At 58.2% G+C, this 20,493-nt stretch carries 17 protein-coding genes and 2 pseudogenes; 16 read left to right on the top strand and 3 right to left on the bottom strand.

What is annotated here, in order from left to right; translation table 11 throughout:
- Window positions 1-95: 95 nt before the first annotated feature.
- The 3 genes from P3T43_RS08005 to P3T43_RS07995 form a co-directional block, all read right to left on the bottom strand.
- The gene (locus P3T43_RS08005; RefSeq protein ID WP_429280490.1) at window positions 96-1,001 is read right to left on the bottom strand and encodes a VOC family protein; all 906 of its coding nucleotides are present in this window, start codon (window positions 999-1,001) and stop codon (window positions 96-98) included.
- Between the two features lie 29 nt (window positions 1,002-1,030).
- Complete coding sequence (gene epsC / locus P3T43_RS08000) at window positions 1,031-1,807, bottom strand: serine O-acetyltransferase EpsC (protein ID WP_429280489.1); 777 nt, start codon at window positions 1,805-1,807, stop codon at window positions 1,031-1,033.
- A 163-nt stretch (window positions 1,808-1,970) separates the two neighbouring features.
- Window positions 1,971-2,882 carry a LysR family transcriptional regulator gene (locus tag P3T43_RS07995; RefSeq protein WP_429280488.1) on the bottom strand — a complete coding sequence of 304 codons (912 nt, stop codon included), beginning with the start codon at window positions 2,880-2,882 and terminating at the stop codon, window positions 1,971-1,973.
- A gap of 115 nt (window positions 2,883-2,997) precedes the next feature.
- Between P3T43_RS07995 and P3T43_RS07990 the strand changes: the two genes are divergently transcribed.
- The 16 genes and pseudogenes from P3T43_RS07990 to P3T43_RS07915 form a co-directional block, all read left to right on the top strand.
- Window positions 2,998-3,903 carry an NAD(P)-dependent oxidoreductase gene (locus tag P3T43_RS07990; RefSeq protein ID WP_429280516.1) on the top strand — a complete coding sequence of 302 codons (906 nt, stop codon included), beginning with the start codon at window positions 2,998-3,000 and terminating at the stop codon, window positions 3,901-3,903.
- 21 nt (window positions 3,904-3,924) lie between these two features.
- Entirely contained in the window at window positions 3,925-5,436 is a 1,512-nt protein-coding gene (locus tag P3T43_RS07985) for an aldehyde dehydrogenase family protein (RefSeq protein WP_429280487.1), read from the top strand.
- Between the two features lie 60 nt (window positions 5,437-5,496).
- Window positions 5,497-6,840: a DUF3100 domain-containing protein gene (locus P3T43_RS07980; RefSeq protein ID WP_429280486.1), complete on the top strand. Its 1,344-nt coding sequence runs from the start codon at window positions 5,497-5,499 to the stop codon at window positions 6,838-6,840.
- Window positions 6,841-6,992: 152 nt separating this feature from the next.
- Window positions 6,993-8,201: an acetylornithine deacetylase gene (gene argE, locus P3T43_RS07975; protein ID WP_429280485.1), complete on the top strand. Its 1,209-nt coding sequence runs from the start codon at window positions 6,993-6,995 to the stop codon at window positions 8,199-8,201.
- Window positions 8,202-8,915: 714 nt separating this feature from the next.
- Window positions 8,916-10,061, top strand: coding sequence for a branched-chain amino acid ABC transporter substrate-binding protein (locus P3T43_RS07970; protein WP_429280484.1), 1,146 nt, complete (start codon window positions 8,916-8,918; stop codon window positions 10,059-10,061).
- 127 nt (window positions 10,062-10,188) lie between these two features.
- Window positions 10,189-11,205 carry a M20/M25/M40 family metallo-hydrolase gene (locus P3T43_RS07965; RefSeq protein ID WP_429280483.1) on the top strand — a complete coding sequence of 339 codons (1,017 nt, stop codon included), beginning with the start codon at window positions 10,189-10,191 and terminating at the stop codon, window positions 11,203-11,205.
- 332 nt (window positions 11,206-11,537) lie between these two features.
- A complete protein-coding gene (locus P3T43_RS07960; RefSeq protein WP_429280482.1) occupies window positions 11,538-12,032 on the top strand; it encodes a response regulator in 495 nt (164 codons plus the stop codon).
- A gap of 273 nt (window positions 12,033-12,305) precedes the next feature.
- The gene (locus P3T43_RS07955; RefSeq protein WP_429280481.1) at window positions 12,306-13,880 is read left to right on the top strand and encodes a sensor histidine kinase; all 1,575 of its coding nucleotides are present in this window, start codon (window positions 12,306-12,308) and stop codon (window positions 13,878-13,880) included.
- Window positions 13,862-15,238: a sigma-54-dependent transcriptional regulator gene (locus P3T43_RS07950; protein ID WP_429280480.1), complete on the top strand. Its 1,377-nt coding sequence runs from the start codon at window positions 13,862-13,864 to the stop codon at window positions 15,236-15,238. Before P3T43_RS07955 ends, P3T43_RS07950 begins: the two co-directional genes overlap by 19 nt.
- A 140-nt stretch (window positions 15,239-15,378) precedes the next feature.
- Entirely contained in the window at window positions 15,379-16,170 is a 792-nt protein-coding gene (locus tag P3T43_RS07945; protein ID WP_429280479.1) for a hypothetical protein, read from the top strand.
- Between the two features lie 24 nt (window positions 16,171-16,194).
- Window positions 16,195-16,761 carry a hypothetical protein gene (locus P3T43_RS07940; protein WP_429280478.1) on the top strand — a complete coding sequence of 189 codons (567 nt, stop codon included), beginning with the start codon at window positions 16,195-16,197 and terminating at the stop codon, window positions 16,759-16,761.
- A gap of 50 nt (window positions 16,762-16,811) precedes the next feature.
- Window positions 16,812-17,567, top strand: coding sequence for a metallophosphoesterase family protein (locus P3T43_RS07935; RefSeq protein ID WP_429280477.1), 756 nt, complete (start codon window positions 16,812-16,814; stop codon window positions 17,565-17,567).
- Window positions 17,564-18,874, top strand: a complete 1,311-nt coding sequence (locus tag P3T43_RS07930) for an MFS transporter (RefSeq protein WP_429280476.1) — start codon at window positions 17,564-17,566, stop codon at window positions 18,872-18,874. The genes P3T43_RS07935 and P3T43_RS07930 overlap by 4 nt, the downstream gene beginning before the upstream one ends.
- Before the next feature lie 8 nt (window positions 18,875-18,882).
- The gene (locus tag P3T43_RS07925) at window positions 18,883-20,154 is read left to right on the top strand and encodes an arsenic transporter (protein ID WP_429280475.1); all 1,272 of its coding nucleotides are present in this window, start codon (window positions 18,883-18,885) and stop codon (window positions 20,152-20,154) included.
- A 102-nt stretch (window positions 20,155-20,256) separates the two neighbouring features.
- A pseudogene (locus tag P3T43_RS07920) lies at window positions 20,257-20,355 on the top strand (helix-turn-helix domain-containing protein); the annotation flags it as partial.
- Window positions 20,356-20,391: 36 nt separating this feature from the next.
- Window positions 20,392-20,472 (top strand): annotated as a pseudogene (locus tag P3T43_RS07915) (protein mobD); the annotation flags it as partial.
- Window positions 20,473-20,493 lie beyond the last annotated feature (21 nt).

Raw genomic sequence — 20,493 nt, 5'->3', positions numbered from 1 at the left:
TCCAGAAAAAGAAGGCACTGAGATGGGTAGTCCCAGTGTCTCTAAACCACGCTCAGACTATGAGGCGAGGCTGCTGCAATAGCGCGCAAAAACGATTAGCCACCGGGCGCCTGTACCTGGACGAACTCGATAATCGTATTGCCGGCTGAGTCGGGTGTTGCAGCAATACCCTTGCTGGTTCGACCAAAGCTAACACCGTTTTCACCGAGAACCTGTTCCGTTACAGCGATATCGAGAACCTGTACTTGCAGAGCTACTCCATGCGGCTTTTCTGTGTAACTGACAGGCAGACCGACAGCCGAGAACCGTTCCTTTGCCTGTTGAGGTGTTAGCGCTACGACCTTGCCGCAGCCCGTATCAGCCTCCACATGTCCGTCGACACGAATTGTCTGTTTCGCACCAAATAGCTTCGACCATCTTTCTTCGAGTGGACGCAGGTCTGGAGCAACGTACACGACTTCCAGGACTGCATTCGCACCGTTGGCGTGATTCTGCCAGTCCTTGCGCCAGATGAACTCCGGGCGATGTTGCTGGCAAAGAAAGTTGGAGACATCGCCCAACTCAATGTCCATAATCATCCCAAGCGAGACCACCGCCTCGTCCGGGGTCCCATCGGCTTTGGTCAGCTTGCGACGGAAATCGACGCGTTGCTGTGTCGGCAAGCCGCTCGCCTTCACCGCCGCAAAATCACCTTCGATATCTTTGCTGTGCAGCGAGACGAGCCCTAGTCCTTCAGAACGCGCCAGAAACTGACCCAGGGTCCGACCGTAGCAAAAGCCGTCCACTTCGCCCGCACCGAACTTCGAGGGGTCGTCGATACCGATGAGTTCGATGAAGTTGTTCTCGAACATCATCAACGTCAGCACAGACCCCCACGGGTGATAAGAAATCGGGCTTGGCGAGAAACCAAGGCGAATGAACTTCTCTACCGCCTCGGGATGGTTGCGAACCGAAATTACCGGGTGGTCGATGCCCAGCCGATGCTGATTGGGAGGAATCATCCGTCACTCCTGGTTTATGGAGGGGGCTGTTATCTGGAAGGCGCGGTTATCGCGGCGTACGTGCCGGAGACCGGCTTGATGACTTTTGCTGGAACGCCTGCGGCAATCATGCCTGCCGGAATAGACATACGAACGAGGCTGCCAGCAGCAATGACTGCGCCTTCGCCGATTTCAATGTTCCCGAGTATCGTCGCGTTGGCCGCGAGCGTCGCGCCCCGGCGCACTTTGGGATGCCGGTCGCCAGCTTCGGCGAAGGTGCTACCCAGTGTTACGCCATGCCAGATGCTGACGTCGTCTTCCACTACCGCCGTCTCGCCAATGACGATGCCCATTGCGTGGTCGACGAACAGGCCTTTGCCGATTCGCGCAGCAGGATGAATATCGACGTTATATGACTTCGCACACCAGTTCTGCAGCAACACCGCGAATGTCTTCTCGCCCGAAGTCCAGTACGCATGCGCAATGCGATGGGACTGCACTGCCTGGACGCCGCGAAATGACAGGAAGGCGGTGAGCGCGTTAGGGCAGGCGGGGTTTGACGACGAGATTTTCGCGATGTCGGCGGCCGCGGCGACGTCAAGCTCTTGCCGTCGGCTGACGGTGCTGAACTCTTCTGAAAAGTCAGGCAATGTGCCGTCGGAGCGCACCAGCTCCGCCGCCAGAAGAGACGCGAATGCGTCGCACAAAGTCTCATGGTTCAACACAGCTGCGTCGAAGTACCGTCGCAACATCGGCCGCAAATTTGCTTCCCGCTCCGCTTCGGCGCGGACTGTTTCCCACAGCTCCAGGGGGTCGATAGTAGTCAAGACATGCCTCCTTTTGGTAACAGTCTGCGATGTCCAAAAAGAACAGCAAATGCCGTCGAATCAAAAGTTTGTTCTGAAAATTAGATGGCTGGGGCTGGACCGGCGCCGCGTGTGGCAACCGAGAAGTCAACGTGTGCCTGCAAGTCCAGGCCATGCATTGGTTTCAACGGAAGGCCGTCATTTGCGACGTCATCATCTGGAGCATCTTGTTCGAAGCGACAGAGAGCTTGCGTCCGACACGGGTGACCAGATGAGCTTCCGCGTTCTGAAATATAGGATGGTCGATTTCGATGGCGTGAAGCTCGCCGGCAGCCATTTCAATCGTGACCGCGAATGATGGCAGGACAACAACTCCGAGTCCAAATCTTGCGAACTGCTTCAGGATGTTGATTGAGTTGGTCGTCACAACCGGGTCCAGACGAATCTTCTCGGCAAACTCCACGGCCTGTAGCATTTGCCGCGTTCCGTAGGTCGGGTGAGTCGCGGCAATGGGATAGGTCGCCAGTTCCTGCACCGTCATGGATTTCTGTTTGCCTGAGCGCGGGAAATGCGGTCCAACGATGGCCATCATCGGCTGGCGTTTGACCGCGCGCGTCACTATCTTCGGTTCGGCCGGCGGGTTGTACACCAGCCCAATTTCCCCCTCATCCTCCGAGATTCGTCGCATCACATCGTTCGTGCTACCAAGGTCAAGGTTCACGTTGATGCCAGGATAAAGCTTGCAAAACTGCTGCATCGGGCCCGACAGGACGTCCGACACGAAGCCTTCCCCGAGCACCACATTTACGTGACCGGTTCGAAGTCCACGCAGGCCCTGCAGCCGCGAAATGAGGTCGTCCTTGTGCGCCAGTTGCTCGCGAAAATATTCAATGACGAATTCACCTGCCTCTGTGGGCTTGACGCCTCGGGCGTGACGCTCGATGAGCGTCGCATCGAGTTCCTCTTCGAGGAGCCCAATCTGGCGGCTCACCGCGGACGGCGCGACGTTCAACCAATCCGCAGCAGCGCGAATGGTTCCGCATCGAACCGCCTCGAAGAAATAGACGATTCGGCTTTCTGTGAGGTTGTCGGCCATAGCTCCCTGTTCGAAAAAATAGAACAAATCCAATATTGGCGTTTATTGATTATAGGGGTGCAAAAGCCGACCATGGCAACTCCAAAAACGCAAAAGGCGGCAGATAGATGCCTCTATCCGGCCCGCAGCGTCATCGCAATGGAGTGCACTTATGAAGACGGTTGGTGTCATCGGACTTGGAAACATGGGGCGTGGAATGGCCCTCTCGCTCAAGCGCGGCGGATACACCGTGCTCGGCTTCGACGCGGCTCCCGGCGTGGCCGGGAAGCTGCAGGAAGAAGGCGTCTCTGCCCGCGCAACCATTGCCGACATTACGCGTGACTCCGACGTTCTAATCCTTTCCCTGCCTACTTCCGCAGTCGTCGAAGAGGTGGTTCTGGGCAGCGGCGGGGTGGCGGCCAGCGCGCAGCCCGGTCTCATCGTTGTCGACACCACGACAGCCGACCCGAACAGCACACGGAAAATCGCAGCAGCACTCAAGGAAGTGCAGGTCGGATTGATTGACGGCCCGGTGAGCGGCGGACCGAAGGGCGCGGCGACCGCGGCGATGACCATGGTTCTTGGCGGCTCTGATGAAGATGTCGCGGCAGTTGAACCCATCCTCGCTGTGATGAGCGCGAAGCGAGTCCACGTCGGTCCGGTCGGCGCCGGTCACGTCACGAAAATCATCAACAACCTGCTGACCGGCATCCATCTGCTCGCCACCAGCGAAGCCGTGCGTGCAGCCGAGTCGGCAGGGGTGGACCCCGAGAAGCTGATTGAAGCGCTCAGTGGCGGGTCGGGCAAGAACAGTGCGACGCTGACGAACTATCCCACGTGGATTTTCAACAACAAGTTCGACTCGGGCTTCACGATGAAACTGATGCGCAAGGACGTCCGTCTTGCGATGGACCTTTTGAGCAGCCAGGGCGTGAGCGCTCCTATCGCAGTCGAGGCGGGCCGTCTGTGGGCCGAAAGCGCGAAATCAATTGGCGACGCGGAAGACTTCAACCGCATCGTCCAATTCACCGAGTCCAAGTAACCAGGTTCAAGGAGCATCGACATGGAAAACAACGCAGCTGAGAACCTTCTTGCCGCATTTGCCCACTTCTTCCCGAACGCGAAGACCATCGGCTCGTTCGTCGGTGGAGAGCTGGTCGAAGGCACGGGTGAACTCATCCAGTTGTACGACGCAGCCACCGGCAAGCCGAGCCTCGCATACAAGGACGGTGGTGCAAAAGTGGTTGAACTCGCGGCCGAGGCGGCTCAACGTGCGCAGAAACAGTGGCGGGCGCTGACTCATGCTGCCCGCGGTCGCGTCATGTTTGAAATCGCCCGCGAATTGCGCAAAGACACCGAGAGCCTGGCGCGGCTGGAGTCGTTGGGTTCGGGAAAACCGATTCGCGACTGTCGCGGCGAAGTGGCCAAAGTCGCCGAGATGTTCGAGTACTACGGCGGCTGGGCTGATAAATTCTATGGCGAGGTCATCCCTGTCCCGACGTCGCACCTGAACTACACGCGTCGCGAGCCGGCCGGAACGGTTCTTCAAATCACGCCCTGGAACGCACCTGTCTTCACGTGTGGATGGCAACTGGCGCCGGCAATCTCGATGGGGAACGCCGTTTTGCTGAAGCCGTCTGAACTGACGCCGTTCACATCGCTCGTGGTCGGTATGCTGGCCGAACGTGCAGGCGCGCCGAAGGGACTCATCAACGTGCTGGCTGGGCTTGGCCAGACGGTGGCGCAGGCCGCGATTGCGCATAAGGCAATCAGGAAAGTTGTCTTTGTTGGCTCGCCGGATACGGGTGTGCGGATTGCCGAAGCCGCCGCAAAGCGTGTGCTCCCGTGTGTGCTGGAGCTTGGCGGGAAGTCGGCGAACATCATTTTCGGCGATGCGGACCTGAAGCGAGCAGCGCTTACAGCGCAGGCCGCCATTTTCGCCGGGGCTGGTCAGAGCTGCGTTGCGGGCTCACGCCTGCTGGTGCAACGCTCGGTGTATGACGAGTTCGTCAACATGGTTGCCACCGGAGCGAAGAAAATCAAGGTTGGCTCGCCTATCGACGACTCGACGGAGGTCGGCCCAATCAACAACCGCACGCAATACGAGCACGTCATAAAGATGATTGCGAGCGGCGTTGCGGCAGGCGCCACGCTCGCAGCAGGGTCCGCCGAGCGCTCTGAGGGTGGCTATTTCGTTTCACCGACTGTTCTCGCTAATGTCACTAACGAGATGGATGTCGCCCGCACCGAAATCTTCGGTCCGGTCGTGGCAGCGATTCCGTTTGACACGGAGGAAGAAGCCATTGCTATCGCGAACGATACCGAGTTCGGTCTGGCTGGCGCAGTATGGACAAACGACGTCGGCCGCGCTCACCGCGTCGCCGCTCAGATTAACGCGGGTACGTTCTGGGTCAACGGCTACAAGACCATCAATGTCGCGTCGCCGTTCGGCGGATATGGTCTGAGCGGCTACGGCCGCTCGAGTGGCGTCGAGGCGCTCTACGAATACACGCAGACAAAGAGCGTGTGGGTCGAAACCGCCAAAGAGCCGTCGACAGCATTCGGCTACCTTTAACCCGGCAAGTGCCCTCGCTGCGGACTCGGCAGCGAGGGCGGGCCTGGAGACCAACTGAAGATGGAACACACGATATATGCAGAGAGCTCAGGAGCCGGCAGTCTGAGGTCCGTAAAGCTGTTCTTCTATGCCGCGCTCATTATTTTTATTGCGGAGCTTATCGGGTCGTTTACGTTCAAAATCGGACCGGGCAAGGTTGTCCTGCTACCCATGATTTGGGCGCTGCTGATGGGGGCAGCATTGGGCCTGGCCGGCGACCGTTGGGGAGGTATCGCCCGGCTTGACGTGAAAACCCAGTTTCTCGCTGCCGCTATCCTGCAACCAGCGTTGCTTCTCTTTGTTTCCAAACTCGGCCTGATGGTCGGCGGTGCGTTGCCCAAACTCGCAGCGGCCGGCTGGGCGCTGGCTTTTCAGGAACTCGGCCATTTCGTCGGTACCATCATGCTGGGGTTGCCGCTCGCGCTCCTGCTGGGTATCAAGCGGGAGGCCATTGGTGCGACCTTCTCGGTAGGCCGTGAGCCGAGTCTCGCCATCATTGGCGAGAAGTATGGAATGAACTCCGCCGAAGGCCGTGGTGTGCTCGCAGAATATCTGACCGGTACAGTCTTCGGTGCCGTCTTCATCGCAATCTTCGCCGGGTTTGTTGCAAGCCTGCACATCTTCAACCCCCTGGCGCTGGCGATGGGCTCGGGTGTCGGTTCAGGCTCGATGATGGCAGCTGCGTCCGGCGCAATCGCCGCGCAGCAGACGCCAGAGATGGCGAAGACTGTGCTGACATTTGCGGCGGCGAGCAACCTCATTACGACGACGGTCGGCACGTACTTCACGCTCTTCATCTCGTTGCCTATGGCTATCTGGGGCTACCGGCTACTCGAGCCCCTCATCGGTCGCAAAACGAAGGCATCGGACGCAACAAGCGTCGTTGAAGGAAGCCGGCCGAAGCTGGGTGATGTCGAGACTGCAGCACCTGAACTGAGTTATCGCGGCAAGCTTCTGGCCTGGGGTATGACAGCGGCGTTCGCACTGGTTTGTGACTGGATGACCCACGGCACGAGCCCGCTCGTCGCACTTCCCGGCATGCTGATTATGGTGCTTGCGACAGTTGTCGGTGACGCGCTCGCAATAATGACAGGCAGAAAAATACCAGCAGTCTGCTGGGTATCAATCGCCGCGATGTTTCTGACATCGCCCCTCTGCCCGTGGGCTTCGCAGATTGCAGCCTACAGTTCGCAGAACGACTTCCTTGGCGTCACGACGCCCATGCTGACATTCGCAGGGCTGTCAATCGCAAAGGACATCCCTGCGTTCCGTAAGTTGGGATGGCGAATCGTACTCGTATCGTTTGTTGCTAACGGAGGGACGTTCCTCGGCGCCAGCATCGTCGCCCAGTTCTTTCACGTCTAACCCGTCAACCCCATGCGTTGCACCAGGCATGTGACCTCAGCCGTATGCCCCCACCTTCTGCGCTTCCGTTGACACCTCTCACATTTCCGTTCCGGCAAGCCGCAGAGGTCAACAGCTAACGGTCAACCATTCCTACCGGAAACGGCTCCACAATGAACATAATCACGCAAAGCAGCGCCACATCTGAGCTTTCGAAATCTGGCCTGGACTGGGTCGACAGACTGATGCGGATGGACACGACCAGTCGCAACTCCAACTTCGGCCTGATTGAAACCGTACGCGACTACTGCGATGCGAACGGGTTGCTCACCAGGTTGACGTACGACCCGACCGGCAAGAAAGCCAATCTGTTCGCTACCGTTCCGACCGCCACTGGGGAAACAGATGGTGGTGTAGTTCTTTCAGGACACACGGACGTGGTTCCCGTCGACGGGCAACACTGGGACACAGACCCATTCTCCCCGGTAATTAAAGATGGAAAGCTGTATGGCCGCGGTTCGTGTGACATGAAGGGATTTATCGGCGTAGCGCTCGGGCTGGTTCCGCACATGCGACAAACAGCGCTGACGAGCCCGCTGCATTTCGCGTTGTCTTACGACGAAGAAATCGGATGCGCCGGTGCGCCCGTAATGCTGGCAGACCTTAAGCAGCGCGGCATCAAGCTGGACGGATGTATCGTCGGTGAGCCAAGCAGCATGCGAGTGGTTGTCGCCCACAAGGGTATTAACGCATATCGTTGCTGCGTAAACGGGCATGCTGCACACTCATCTCTCACCCCCAAGGGCGTCAACGCGATTGAGTATGCCGCGCGGCTAATCTGCTACATCCAGGACCTCGCAGAAAGATTCAAATCGAAGGGGCCGTTTGATAACGCTTTCGACGTACCGTTTACGACTGCGCAGACCGGCACGATTCGTGGCGGCATCGCCGTGAACACAGTGCCGGCGAACTGCGAATTTGAGTTTGAGTTCAGGAACCTGCCGGGTATCAACGCGCAAGCTATATACGACGAGATTAAACTATACGCAGAGACGGAACTCGTTCCCAAAATGCGACTGACCCGCGAAGAAGCGGACATCACGTTTGCTACCATCTCGACTGCGCCAGCGCTGGATGTGGCCGAGCAGGCCGCCATCAATGAACTCGTACGTGCGTTGCGGCGAGATACCGACACGAGGAAAGTCGCGTATGCCACCGAGGCGGGATTGTTCCAGACCGCGGGTATCCCGAGCATTGTTTGCGGGCCAGGCAACATTGAGCAGGCACACAAGCCTAACGAGTTCGTAGAGTTGGAGCAGCTTGCCGCCTGCGAGAGTTTTCTGCACAAGCTAATCATCAGTCTATCCGGAACGGCAAACTAGAAACTGACAGCGGTTACTATCAGCGCCCTACCTGCGAGGACCACCAGATTCATGCTCCTCGTAATGCAGGCGGTCACGTGGATTTTTCAGTTTCACGCGTGCTCGTTCCTGTGGAAACAACTGATGCGACTGCCCGCTCAAGACGGCTAACGCGTTTGGGTTGGGACATGAACTTGAACCTGGTGGCAGAACGTATTGCATGGCGCTAGACGCGCCGGGAGAAAACCCGAGGCGTGATAAAAGGCGGGCGGCCCTCCAGCGATGGTGCATTCAGTATCAGCCGAAGCTTCGAAGCGAGAAAGAGGGCTTCGAAAACCGGTGTGTTCGAAAACAAGAACGGAGGCGTGCCCGGTGAAATCCTGGCGGAGCTGAGAAACGCGAGGAGAGCCCGCTGCACGGGCGCACCGCCGGTCGATGAGCCTTGACCGGACGCCGCAGCGCCACATCGCCTCAGCGTTCTATTAATTCGAACAACTTTCTCGATGCGATGCGATGGGCGCGGATTATTTTCCGGCAGACACTTGTCTCGCACCTGAGAACCAAGTGCCATAGGCAGCGACGGCGCAGAACCTGACAATCGCTCGACGCGGCAAGACGTGCCAGACCTGTCTCAACCGTAGCCCATATGCCCCTGAGATGGTGCAGTCAGCTTAATGTAGTTAGTAATGCAAACCATATACGACTGCAATCAAACAAACCGGTAAGGAGAAGACCATGAAACGTTCGACAACATTCATCGCGGTCATTGGCGCGGTTCTCGCGCTTGCATCGGCGGCTTCGTACGCACAGGATGACACTATAAAGCTTGGCTTTGCTGGCCCGCTGACGGGCCAGAACGCCAACCTCGGAAAAGACGTGGAGCTCGGCGCCGAGATGGCTGTGGATGACATCAACGCGAACCCGCCAATCATCGATGGCCATAAGGCCAAAATTTTGCTTCAGGTTGAAGACGATGCGGGCGACCCGCGCCAGGCGACTCAGGTAGCGCAAAAGCTCGTCGACTCCGGAGTGAAAGGCGTTGTTGGGCATTTCAATTCGGGGGCAACAATTCCGGCATCGAAGATTTACTTCGACGCTCACATCCCGCAAATCACGCAGTCGTCGACAAACCCGAAGTACACCCAGCAAGGATTTGACACGGCCTTCCGGTTGGTCGCTAACGACCCGCAACTCGGGTCGGTTCTTGGTAAATATGCCGTCCAGAAACTGAATGTCAAGACGTTTGCCGTTATCGACGACAGAACTGCCTATGGTCAGGGTATCGCGGACCAGTTTCTTGCATCCGCCACGGCGGCCGGTGCGAAGCTAACGACTCGCCAGTTCACGACCGACAAGGCTACGGACTTCAGGGGCGTCCTGACGGCTGTCAAAGGTACTTCGCCAGATGTTGTGTTCTATGGCGGCATGGATGCTCAAGGCGGCCCGATGCTGAAGCAGATGCAGCAACTGGGCATGGCATCCAACTTCATGGGCGGTGACGGAATTTGTACGGGCGAACTACCTTCCCTTGCAGGCGATGCCCTGCAGGGAAGAAAAGTGGTATGTGCTGAAGCAGGTGGCATTACGCCTGAGTATCAGGCAGGGATGGATAAGTTTAAAGAACGGTTTAAACAGAAGAATGCTCAGGATGTGGTCATCTACGCGCCCTATGCGTATGACGCCGTCATGATTCTGGTTGATGCGATGAAGCGGGCGAACTCTTCTGACCCGGCCAAGTATCTTCCCTACCTCAAAAACACCGACTACAAGGGAGTCATCGGCGAAACTCGTTTCGATTCGAAAGGAGATGTGAAGGACGCAGCGCTCACGCTATACACGTATGCAGACGGGAAGCGCGACAGCCTGGGGGTTCAGCACTAGCGCGTGTGATGGCGCAACGGTTGCCCTTAAAGACCGTCGCGCCATGGCGACCGACGAAATGCTGGTTGCGGTGGGTCGGGAGTGCCATCGGCCTTCCGCGAAGTACTGCTTCAGGTAAAGAGTGCAAATGACCGACATCGCTTTCTCTCCAGTGCGCGCCGAAGTTGACTCACTGGAATGGGTCGAAAGGCTTATTCAAATCGACACGGCCACTTACCACGGTAACCTCGCCCTCGTCGGTACCGTTAAGGAGTACCTCACCGGACGAGGGTTAGCAGTTGAGACGTTCACGAGGCAACTGAGTGGCGCCGGGGAGTTGTTCACTAGTATTCCGGACGCCTCGGGCAACGTTAGAGGCGGCATCATGTTCCTCGCTAGTTGTGACGTGGCATCCGTTGCTGGACAGCGTTGGAGTTCGAACCCTTTCCGACCGGAAGTGCGTAATGGTCGACTGTATGGCAGAGGCGCAAACAGTATGAAAGGATTCGTCGGTCTGCTGTTGGGTCTGGTACCGGTTATGACCTCAGCAACGCTTTCTTGTCCAATACACATTTCCCTTCGTTACGGGCCCCGAGGCAGAGCCGGGACAGAGCTCGCCGTCGACGATGCTGTCTCAGCATTCGCCGCTGATGTACAACCGTTCGCCTCAATATCAGGTTGCCCCACCAACCTGCAGGTTGTGAGAGCCAATCAATGGATAATGCCGATTTTCCACGTCAGCAAGAAATCCGGGGCTGAAAAGCTGCAATCCTGCATTCACTTAGCATCCAGAGATACGGCGCTTCTTGCGTTCACGCGTTTCTTTTTGCAACACGTAGCTGAGGCGTCAACGGGATGCTTGACATCACCCCAGATGGGTGAACATACGCAGGTCTCGCCAGCTGTCAATGCTGATGTTCAGCGCGGCGCCAAGGCTTTTGCAACCCTGGCCGGCATCCTCAGTAAGCGGGAGGCCGGCAAGAGAAACGTTGACGTGCAGGTCGAACTCTCGCGTTCGGACAGAGGATGTCTGAACCTTATTTGGGGTCCGGGAATGCCGCGACTGGTTGCTACCGAAGACGAGTATGTCGAACTGGTGCAGCTAGCCAAATGCAGCGCTGGACTGAAAGCGCTCGTCGCGGAACTGGCGACAGATTCGATGTAGAGGTTAGTGCCTTGCGCTCGCTGGATGATTGGACACGTCACCTCGGACGGCGAGACGGCGACTACGTTCTTCTGCCCGAATTTCGTCAAGGGTACGAAAGTCACCCGAAGCTGGCGACGACAGCGAAAGTCGGCCGCTTGCTCGCGCGGACTAACTGGCGCCGGGACGCCCAGCGGAACCTTGAAGGAGCTCGGCATAGTTCTGGCGCACAGGCACTCAACAGGGACAATCGCTTGCTACGGCAGTCGGCACTCAAATGGAATGTTTCTTGCGTCACCCGGTCGGAGCAAACATGACGCTAACCAACATAGGCAACTGAAGGTGTATTCAATTTGCTGGTCGATGACGCCCCCGAGATTCTCGCCGCGTGGTCCCTCATCTTGGTCAACGAGGGATACAGCGTGACTCGCGCACGAAACGGCGTCGAGGCGGTCGAGTGCCTGAAGCAGCATCTGCCTGGCCTTGTTATTACCGACTGGATAATGCCATTGATGGATGGACTGACACTGTGCCGCGAGATGAGAGCTCGACCTTACCTCGCGCACATCCCGATTCTCGGTCACTCGGCCGCGCCGCCAACTGACGTTCGCCAGCCTGAATGGAACCTTTGCCCGAAGAAGTCAGTAGCTGCGTCACTTTTTCTTACAACAGTGGGTAACTTATGCAAGGGTGCCTTCTGGCGGAGTTCCAAACGGCATCAGCGCGTTCTGTCACGCCTGGCGACGGGCGCCGCGCGCGGAAAGCAATCTTCTCAAAAAAATGCCCGCCTCAAGGACGGGCAATTCCACATCAGGAGGAGATATGGAGAGGAGACTGCTTCACGATAATGTGGACGTTCGCGAATTGCAATTCACCAAAAATCGGTCGGCCCGTTCGATTACTTTATGCGGTCCGCTGGCATCAGGGCGACCTGACAAGCCAGGCCCATTGGACAAGTCGCGCATAAGCCGACGTACACGTGGTGCCGCCGGTTCGACTAACACTCTCGGGGCCTCTCGCCGACAGATTGGAAGGCTCGTCGCCCTGAACCGATGGGCAGTGGCGCCCGTAACCGCGCTATCGGAGAACAGTTAGACTAACCGCTGTGGACTATCAAGCCTATGAAGCGAATCTCTTTCGCAACGCAGTTGGTGCTTCTTTGGGCGCTCGTTGCCGTAGTCTGCACGCTGCTCGCTGGAATCATCTGGTTGCTGGTTCAGACGGACCAGAACCGCCAGATTTCCATCGCCAGTCAACAGTCCATAGCCGCCTGCGAACATGTAGCAGCGCGCTATTCGCTCTCTCGCCAGTTCACGACGAACGCTTACGACACCGACCTGATGCATGCGGTGCTCGATACAGTCTTGATTCAGGCCCCGAAAATCGAAGGTGGGTTTTGGAAATCCGGCGCCACAAGCCGTTCTGACCAGACCTCGGGACCATCGGCCGCGGCCGACCGCGACGCCAGCACGACTCAATCTAGTGCCGTCAACGGGTTTCTCGCCTACTCGTTCCCGACCTATGAAGGCTCGGGCCTCAAGCGGGATATCCCGCAGGCAGAGACGCCCTTGATACTTCGCACTTTGCACCGCGCGGAAACCGGACATACAGCGCTTTCGGACTCGGTTCCTGGTGGAGCGGGGGCGACAGTTGCATCCGCGTGCCCTGTAGCCGGAACCTCTACCCTTTATGCCTGGACTCTGACTAGAGCCCAGGCTCCTCTCGGGCAATACGGACACTTGCTCGTGGTATCGCTAGCCGTTGTGCTCACAGCTATCCTGACTATTGCGGTAATTCTCGGCATTTCTCTGTATCGCTGGAAGCAAAATCTGACAAAGCTCGAACGAGGCTTGTCATCAGACACAACTGCCTCCTTGACCGCGCTGCAGTTGGTCGGGGAACCCGACCTCGACAAAATCATCAACGCCGTCAACGCTTTCGCCGCACGTTCCAGGGCTGCACAAGCCCGTGCCTCAGCTTTGAGCGAGAAGTTACTGCAGGCCGAGCGCTTCGCCTCGCTTGGCAAGCTCGCTGCGCAGGTAGCACATGAAATCCGTAATCCACTGGGTGCCGTCAGGTTGAAACTGGAGAATGTGCTCGCGCATGACGTCTGCACGCCGAATCAATCGCTCACGTCGGCTCTCGGGCAGGTGGAGCGCATCGAAACTCAGGTAACGAGTCTGCTCGCGTTGACGCAGCCCGTGACACTCTTGATGGATACAATTGATGCGGCAGAATGGGTGGCGGCGACCGTGGGCACGCATCACGAAGGGGCGGCGCTGAAGGGTGTCAATCTGTCATTCGATGTTGACCAACTGAAGCCGGCGCAACCCGGCGTTGACGGTCATCTGGCGAGGTTTGACCCGGTACAGATGGCAAGGGCGCTCGACAACCTCATACTAAACGCAATCAGGCACGCCCCGCCCGAGGGCGAGGTCGCGGTGCGCGCACATCGCGCCGGTACCGGCGCGGACCGTCTATTGCGTGTCGCGGTAGTCGATAATGGCCCCGGAGTTGCGATGGCTGACCGGGAACGTATTTTCGAACCATTCGTCACCGGACGGCCTGATGGTTCTGGGCTGGGCCTGGCCGTGGCCCGGGAAGTGGCTACGGCCCACCGTGGCCGGGTGTACGTCGAGGACACTGACAGAGGTGCATGTTTCGTCATTGAGATTCCATGGCACACATACTCGTAGTCGACGATGACGATGGCTTCCGTGAGGGGCTCGTCGAAACGCTGATTGACCTTGGGCACTCAGTCGATGAGGCGACCTCTGGCGAACAGGCGCTGAAAACGCTCAGCAATGCCGCTGCTCCATTTACCTGCATGTTTCTTGACTTCCGCTTGCCTGGCATGGACGGGCTCGCTGTACTTGAAGCATTGCAGACAACGGCGCACGGGTCGACGCTGCCAGTTGTGATGCTGACAGGCTTCGCATCAAGCGATAACACGGTAGGCGCGATGACACTAGGCGCCTTCGATCATTTGACGAAACCGGTCGGTAGACAGGCGATACAGTCACTCCTCGAGCGTATCGTATCCTCGACAGCGACAAGCGAAGCGTCCGTCGAGCTGTTGCCTTCTTTTCGCGTTGAGGTGGCGAGTGCGAAACCTCGGCTGCTAGGTGTCAGTGAGACCTTGCGCGAGGTACAGAAACAGATTGGGCGCGCTGCATCATCAGATGCTACGGTCCTGTTGAGCGGAGAAACGGGTACCGGTAAAGAGGTCGCGGCACGGGTGCTTCATGACGCATCGAAGCGCCGGGGCAAACCGTTTCTCGCGGTGAACTGTGCTGCCATTCCTGCTGACCTGCTCGAGAGCGAACTGTTCGGGCATGTCAAAGGCGCCTTCACGGGAGCATCGGTGGACCGGACCGGATGCTTCGCGGCCGCCGATGGCGGCACATTGCTGCTCGACGAAGTCGGCGACATGCCCCTTCCGATGCAGGCCAAGTTCTTAAGGGTCATCCAGGAGCGGCAAATTACCCCGCTCGGCTCCAATCGCCTGACGCCTGTCGACATCAGACTCGTCGCGGCAACCCATCGAGACCTGGAGGCAATGGTCGAATCGGGCGAGTTTCGCGAGGACCTGCTTTACCGGCTCAACATTATTCCTATCGAGTTGCCCCCGCTGCGCGAGCGGCTGGCAGACATCCTTCCGCTTGCCGAACATTTCCTCGCCGAAGCCGCCATTCGCCGGTCACGGGACATGCGACTCTCCGCGTCAGCACAACGCTTGCTTCTCGGTTACTCATGGCCGGGCAATGTGCGTGAGCTCAGAAACGCAATTGAGCGTGCGGGTGCATTGGCTCCCGGACCTTCGATTACGGCAGAGGACCTGGGTTTTCTGAGCGCGAAACCGGACGATGGTCAGCCGCTCCTGAGCGCAAGCTTCTTTGAAATGTCATTGCCGGGCGCCGTGGAAGCGGTCGAGCGCGCGATGATTAGCCACGCGCTGAAGCTCGCCGACAACAACCGCGCCGATGCCGCGCGCCGGCTAGGCATAAGCCGTCAGACGCTGTACGCGAAGCTCGCAGCACTCAAGCTCGAATAATGTGTCAAGCAATCTGACGCGGTGTGTCGGTTCGCTTGACAGTTGCCCGGCTGAAGCGCCCCGCAAAGTACCATCTAGCAGGGGCATCGCGATGGCATAGGCCTTGCAATTGTCTCCGTGTCGTTCAAACGGAGAGCATCATGGCCTCAAAAAATTTCAACCTGTCGTCCACCCACCGCACGCAGGCGAACAGTACCATTCCGACCGCAAAGGTTGCTCGCGCTGCAGCGCTCTCATTGTGCCTTGTCACAATCGCGTGCGCCGCCCAAACACCGCCTGCTCAGGACGCCGTGCCTGTTCCGCCGCCGGTCGCTGGTGGACGCGCCGGCGCGATGCCAGCCATAGCCCCGCCACCATCGCCCCTTGCAGCGCAGCCGCAGTCGGTTGTCGCAACTGGAACGGTGAGCCGCTTCGTCGTTAACCCGGAAGGCGAGGTTGACGGCTTTCTTCTGGGTGACGGTTCGCTTGTCCACTTCCCGCCGCACATGAGCTCGCAACTGGTAAGCGTTGTCCATCCCGGCGACCCGGTCCGAATCGCAGGATTTCGTGACGGTGCAGGCAACGTGACTGCGCAGCAAATCACGAATGACCGAACGTCCCAACAGGTCGTTGACCAGCCTCCGCCAGTCAACGCAATGCGTGTTCCGCCAGCGTTGCGTGGGGCAGGTCTCGTCAAGCTCAGTGTTAAGGGCACGGTTGCACGTATCACGACAGCACCACGCGGAGAGCCTGATGGCGTAATGCTTAGCAATGGAACGGTTATCAAGATGCCGCCGCCGGTAGCACAGCAGTTTGCCAACCTGATGCGGCCAGATGTAGTGGTCGCTGCCAGCGGGTACGGTACGCGTAATCAATACGGCGAGGCGCTGCAGGCAACAGCGTTCGGCACCCCAGGCAATGTCACGCAGCTGTACGACAAAGCCCCCAACTGATTCTCTTTTAATCGGAGTTACGTCATGCATTGGATTGACCCGGAATGCCTGCAGGAAACGCGCGGCACCATTACGCAGTTCCTCCTGAATCCCCATGGAGAGCTGGACGGCTTCGTTCTCGGCAACAACAGACAGGTGCATTTCCCGCCCCATCTGTCCAGACAGGTCGCAAAACACGTCAGCGTTGGCGACACGGTTCGCGTGCGTGGCGCCAAACCGCGCGCTGCCGATATCGTTGCAGCCGTCCAGCTGACATCAGAAACAGGTGTCGTGATTCTTGACGATGGACCCCATCACCACGGTGAGAAGCATGAGAAGCCTCATGTCGACAAGCATCCCATGGAAGTGGCGGGCGAAGTGAGGCTCTCACTGTATGGGCCCAAAGGCGAACTTCGCGGCGCCTTGCTGACCGACGGAACGTCGATTCGTATGCCTCCTCATGCCGCAGAGGAGTTGTCCGGTTACCTCGAACCTGGCACTCACATACAGGTCTGGGGTCACGGAGTGAAAAACAGATATGGCAGAACTATCGAAGTCGACGACATCGCCGAGCTGGTCGATGCCGAGAACCTTACGGAGGTCGCAGAGTAGTCCCGCGCACTGAATCTAATCCAGACACGTTTCTTGAAGGAGAATGCGAAATGGTACAAGGGCAAAACACGTTTCCGCCATCGAAGCTTTCACAAAGCGGCGAGCCGCTTGTATGGATGCACATCGGCGACCTGCATCTGACGGAGACGGAACTGCCCAACCATCTCGCGCTGCGCGACATCATCTCCCAGGCTAATGCGCACCTCGCGGGGCAAATCGATTTTGTCGTGCTACCCGGCGACAATGCAGACGATGGTACGCCTGAGCAGTACAAGATTCTTCGCACCGAGCTGGACCAGCTCAAGCTCCCGGTTCACGTCATCCCCGGCGACCATGACTTCAAATCGCACGACCTGCACGCTTTTCATGAGGTACTTGGCGCTGAACGCCTCCCGAAAGCCGTTTCGGTAGGAGACTTCCGTTGCCTCTTTCTGGACTATGTTTCTGCCGGAACTGGCGGGCCGGATTTCAAGCTTGGAAACCCGCAATTTGATTGGCTTAAGGCAGAACTTCAGACCGCTGCTGCATCAGGCAAGGAGGCTGTGGTCTTCGCGCATGCCTATCCGGCAGACCTGGCCGACGCTGACGAAGCCTCAGCTTTTTTCCACGGTTTGCTGCGGGAGTTCCGCGTTGCGGTTGTCGATATGAGGCATATCGGCGTCGACAACATCGAAGCCACCTCGACATTCGAAGGAACCCGGGAGCGGCGTGCGGATGGAAGCGACCGCGACACGATTGGCGCTTGGGAAGAGAAGAACATCCTGGGCACCCAGCTCCGACCGAACCGTAACGGGAGAAAGTGGTGAGCCCACAATCAGAGCAGTCGCAGGTTGACGACGAAGCGCCGAAATCGCCGTCGTCACGGAGTTTGCGCGGTCTGGACTCACTCAATTTCCTGATGGCCGACGTGCGGGATGGTCTTGGCCCGTTCCTGTCCGTGTACCTCAAAGGTACGCAACACTGGGGCTCGGGCAACATCGGCCTTGTCATGGCTGCCAGCGGGGCCGCGGCCGCAATCTGCCAGATTCCAGCCGGATTGCTCGTCGATGCAGTTCGCGTGAAGCGCCTGCTCATCGCGATTTCCGGTTTGCTGGTGGGGACCGGATGTCTTCTGATTGCGGTTTTCCCGAAACTGCCAACTGTCCTTGCCGCACAGATTACTCTTGGCGCGGCGTCCGCCATCATTCCGCCTTGCCTTGCCGCATTGAGCCTTGGCATCGTTGGCCGCAAGTTGCTGCCCGCCCGGATAAGCCGCAATGAAGCGTTTAATCATGCAGGCAACTTCGCAGCGGCTCTTCTGGCGGGCGGCTTGGGGCAGTATGTTGGAGTCATCTGGCTTTTCTATCTCATTTGCGGATTCGCGGTCGCGAGCGCGCTCGTGGTTCTGCTCATCAAGCCGAAGGATATTGACCACGAGCTCGCCCGGGGGGCCGAAGCCGCCTCAGAGGCCGAGAACCGTCGTAAGCCCGTTGCGTTTTCGGAGTTATGGAAAAAGCGTGACCTCAAGGTGTTTATCATCTCGGTCATCCTGTTCCACTTTGGCAATGCGGCGATGTTGCCGCTCGCTGGCCAGGTCATCGCCAAGGTTCATCCGGGAATGGATGTCGTCGCACTGAGCGCGTGCATCATCTCGGCACAACTCGTGATGGTCGCCGTCGCTGCAACTGTCGGGCATGCGATGCGAAAAGGAGTCGGACGAAAGAAGATTTTCCTGCTCGCGCTGGCCGTGTTGCCGGTAAGAGGGGTGCTGTTTTCGATGACCAGCAGCCCTTATGCTGTAGTAGCGATTCAACTGCTTGACGGCGTGGCCGCCGGTATTTTTGGTGTTATCGGCGTGGTCATCGCCTCGGACCTGATGCGCGGCACGGGGCGGTTCAATTTCGCACAGGGACTGGTGGCGCTGGCTGTCGGTATCGGCGCAGCGCTGAGTAACGTCACTGGAGGCTATGTTGTCGAGAAATTCGGCTTCACGACAGGCTTTCTGACCTTGACCGCCATCAGCGCGCTCGCGCTAATATTCTTCGCGGTGTTCATGCCGGAAACGCGACCAAACGGAGATAGTACGGCGGCGCCGGGCGGCCATCCGCAAGATTTGATTCCCACATCGACCTGACTAGAAAAATGAATGCATTGCTGAGCTCGTCCGTTCCGGTCTGGGTTATCGCTGCGGTATCCACGCTCGGCGTCATCACCCGGCCGTTCAAGCTACCTGAGGCTGTGTGGGCGGTACTCGGCGCGCTCGCCTTATGCGGACTCGGGATGCTGTCGTGGTCCGATGCGCTCATCGCGGTTGGCAAGGGGCTCGATGTCTACCTGTTTCTGACTGGAATGATGGTGGCGTCAGAACTCGCCCGGAAGGAGGGACTGTTCGACTACCTGGCCGCTCTTGCCGCGAAGCGCGCGGGAGGCTCAGCGAAGAAACTGTTCTTTCTGATGTATTGCGTCGGTACGGTCGTGACAGTCTTCATGTCAAACGACGCAACGGCAGTCGTACTGACACCGGCAGTCATTGCCGTTGCGCACGTCGTTAAGGCAGAGAAGCCGCTGCCGTATCTCTACATTTGCGCGTTCATCGCGAACGCCGCGAGCTTCGCCCTGCCCATCTCGAACCCGGCGAATCTGGTGATTTTTCAGGACCGTATGCCCACACTTTTGAACTGGCTCGGTCGTTTCGCCGTACCGTCCGTGTTGAGCATTGTCGCCACCTATCTGGCGCTACGTCTCATGCAACGGCAGGAACTGACGCAGCAGATTGAATCAAAGGTCGATGTTCCAGAGTTATCGACTGCTGGCAAAGCGACGGGTATCGGCATCGTTGTGATGGCAATCGTGATGCTAGGCGCGTCGGCACTTGACGTGCCGCTTGGACTGCCGACGTTCTGCGCAGGGCTGGCTCTCTTTGTCGCCATCTGCATCCTTAAGCGAAAGTTTCTAGGCGCGCACCTCGCCGAGATTTCCTGGGCGGTGCTCCCTTTGGTCGCAGGACTTTTCGTTCTGGTCGAGGGGCTTCAACGCACGGGTGTGATAGAAAACATAGCCGATGTCGTCAGGGCAGCGTCGACAACCATTCCCGCTCACGCAAGCTGGATTTCTGGTGCGGTCATGGCTGTCGCCTGCAATCTCATCAATAACCTACCAGCGGGCCTGATAGCCGGTTCAGCGCTCACGGTCGCCCATGCACCGACTCCCGTCGCAAGCGCGGTCCTGGTAGGCGTTGACCTCGGACCAAACTTCTCGGTCACGGGCTCCCTTGCCACCATTCTCTGGTTGACCGCTCTTCGTCGGGAAGGCATCCAGGTGACTGCATGGGTTTTCCTCAAGCTGGGGGTCGTGGTGACGCTGCCTGCGTTGGTTTCCGCATTAGCCGCAGTTGCCTTGGGCGCGACCTTGTAACGGTCTTGTCCCCATACGAACAAGCGTAGCTCGAATACAACAACGGGCTTACTCTCTAGTCGCGATGCGAACGACGGATCTGCCAACGGGCAGCACGCCGAGTACCTCGCTGGCAAAGGGGGCTATAAGCTCCTTGCGGCGAAATTCGGTATTGCAGAAAGCATGGTGAGGCGATGGGTCGCGGCATATCGTCACCATGGTAACGATGCCTGTTGCGAAGATCTACACGAAGTCGCGATGGATGCGACAGTCAATCCCATCTATCTCGTGGGCGGCGGCAAGGGCGGCGTTGGTAAGAGCCTCGTCGCGCTCGCCGTCTGTCCTGTCGTCGCTGGGAAA

This window comes from Paraburkholderia sp. GAS41 (genome assembly GCF_050436545.1).
Classification (GTDB): Bacteria; Pseudomonadota; Gammaproteobacteria; order Burkholderiales; family Burkholderiaceae; genus Paraburkholderia.
Note: the sequence above shows the minus strand (reverse complement) of the source record. Positions and strands in the feature narration are given on the sequence as shown.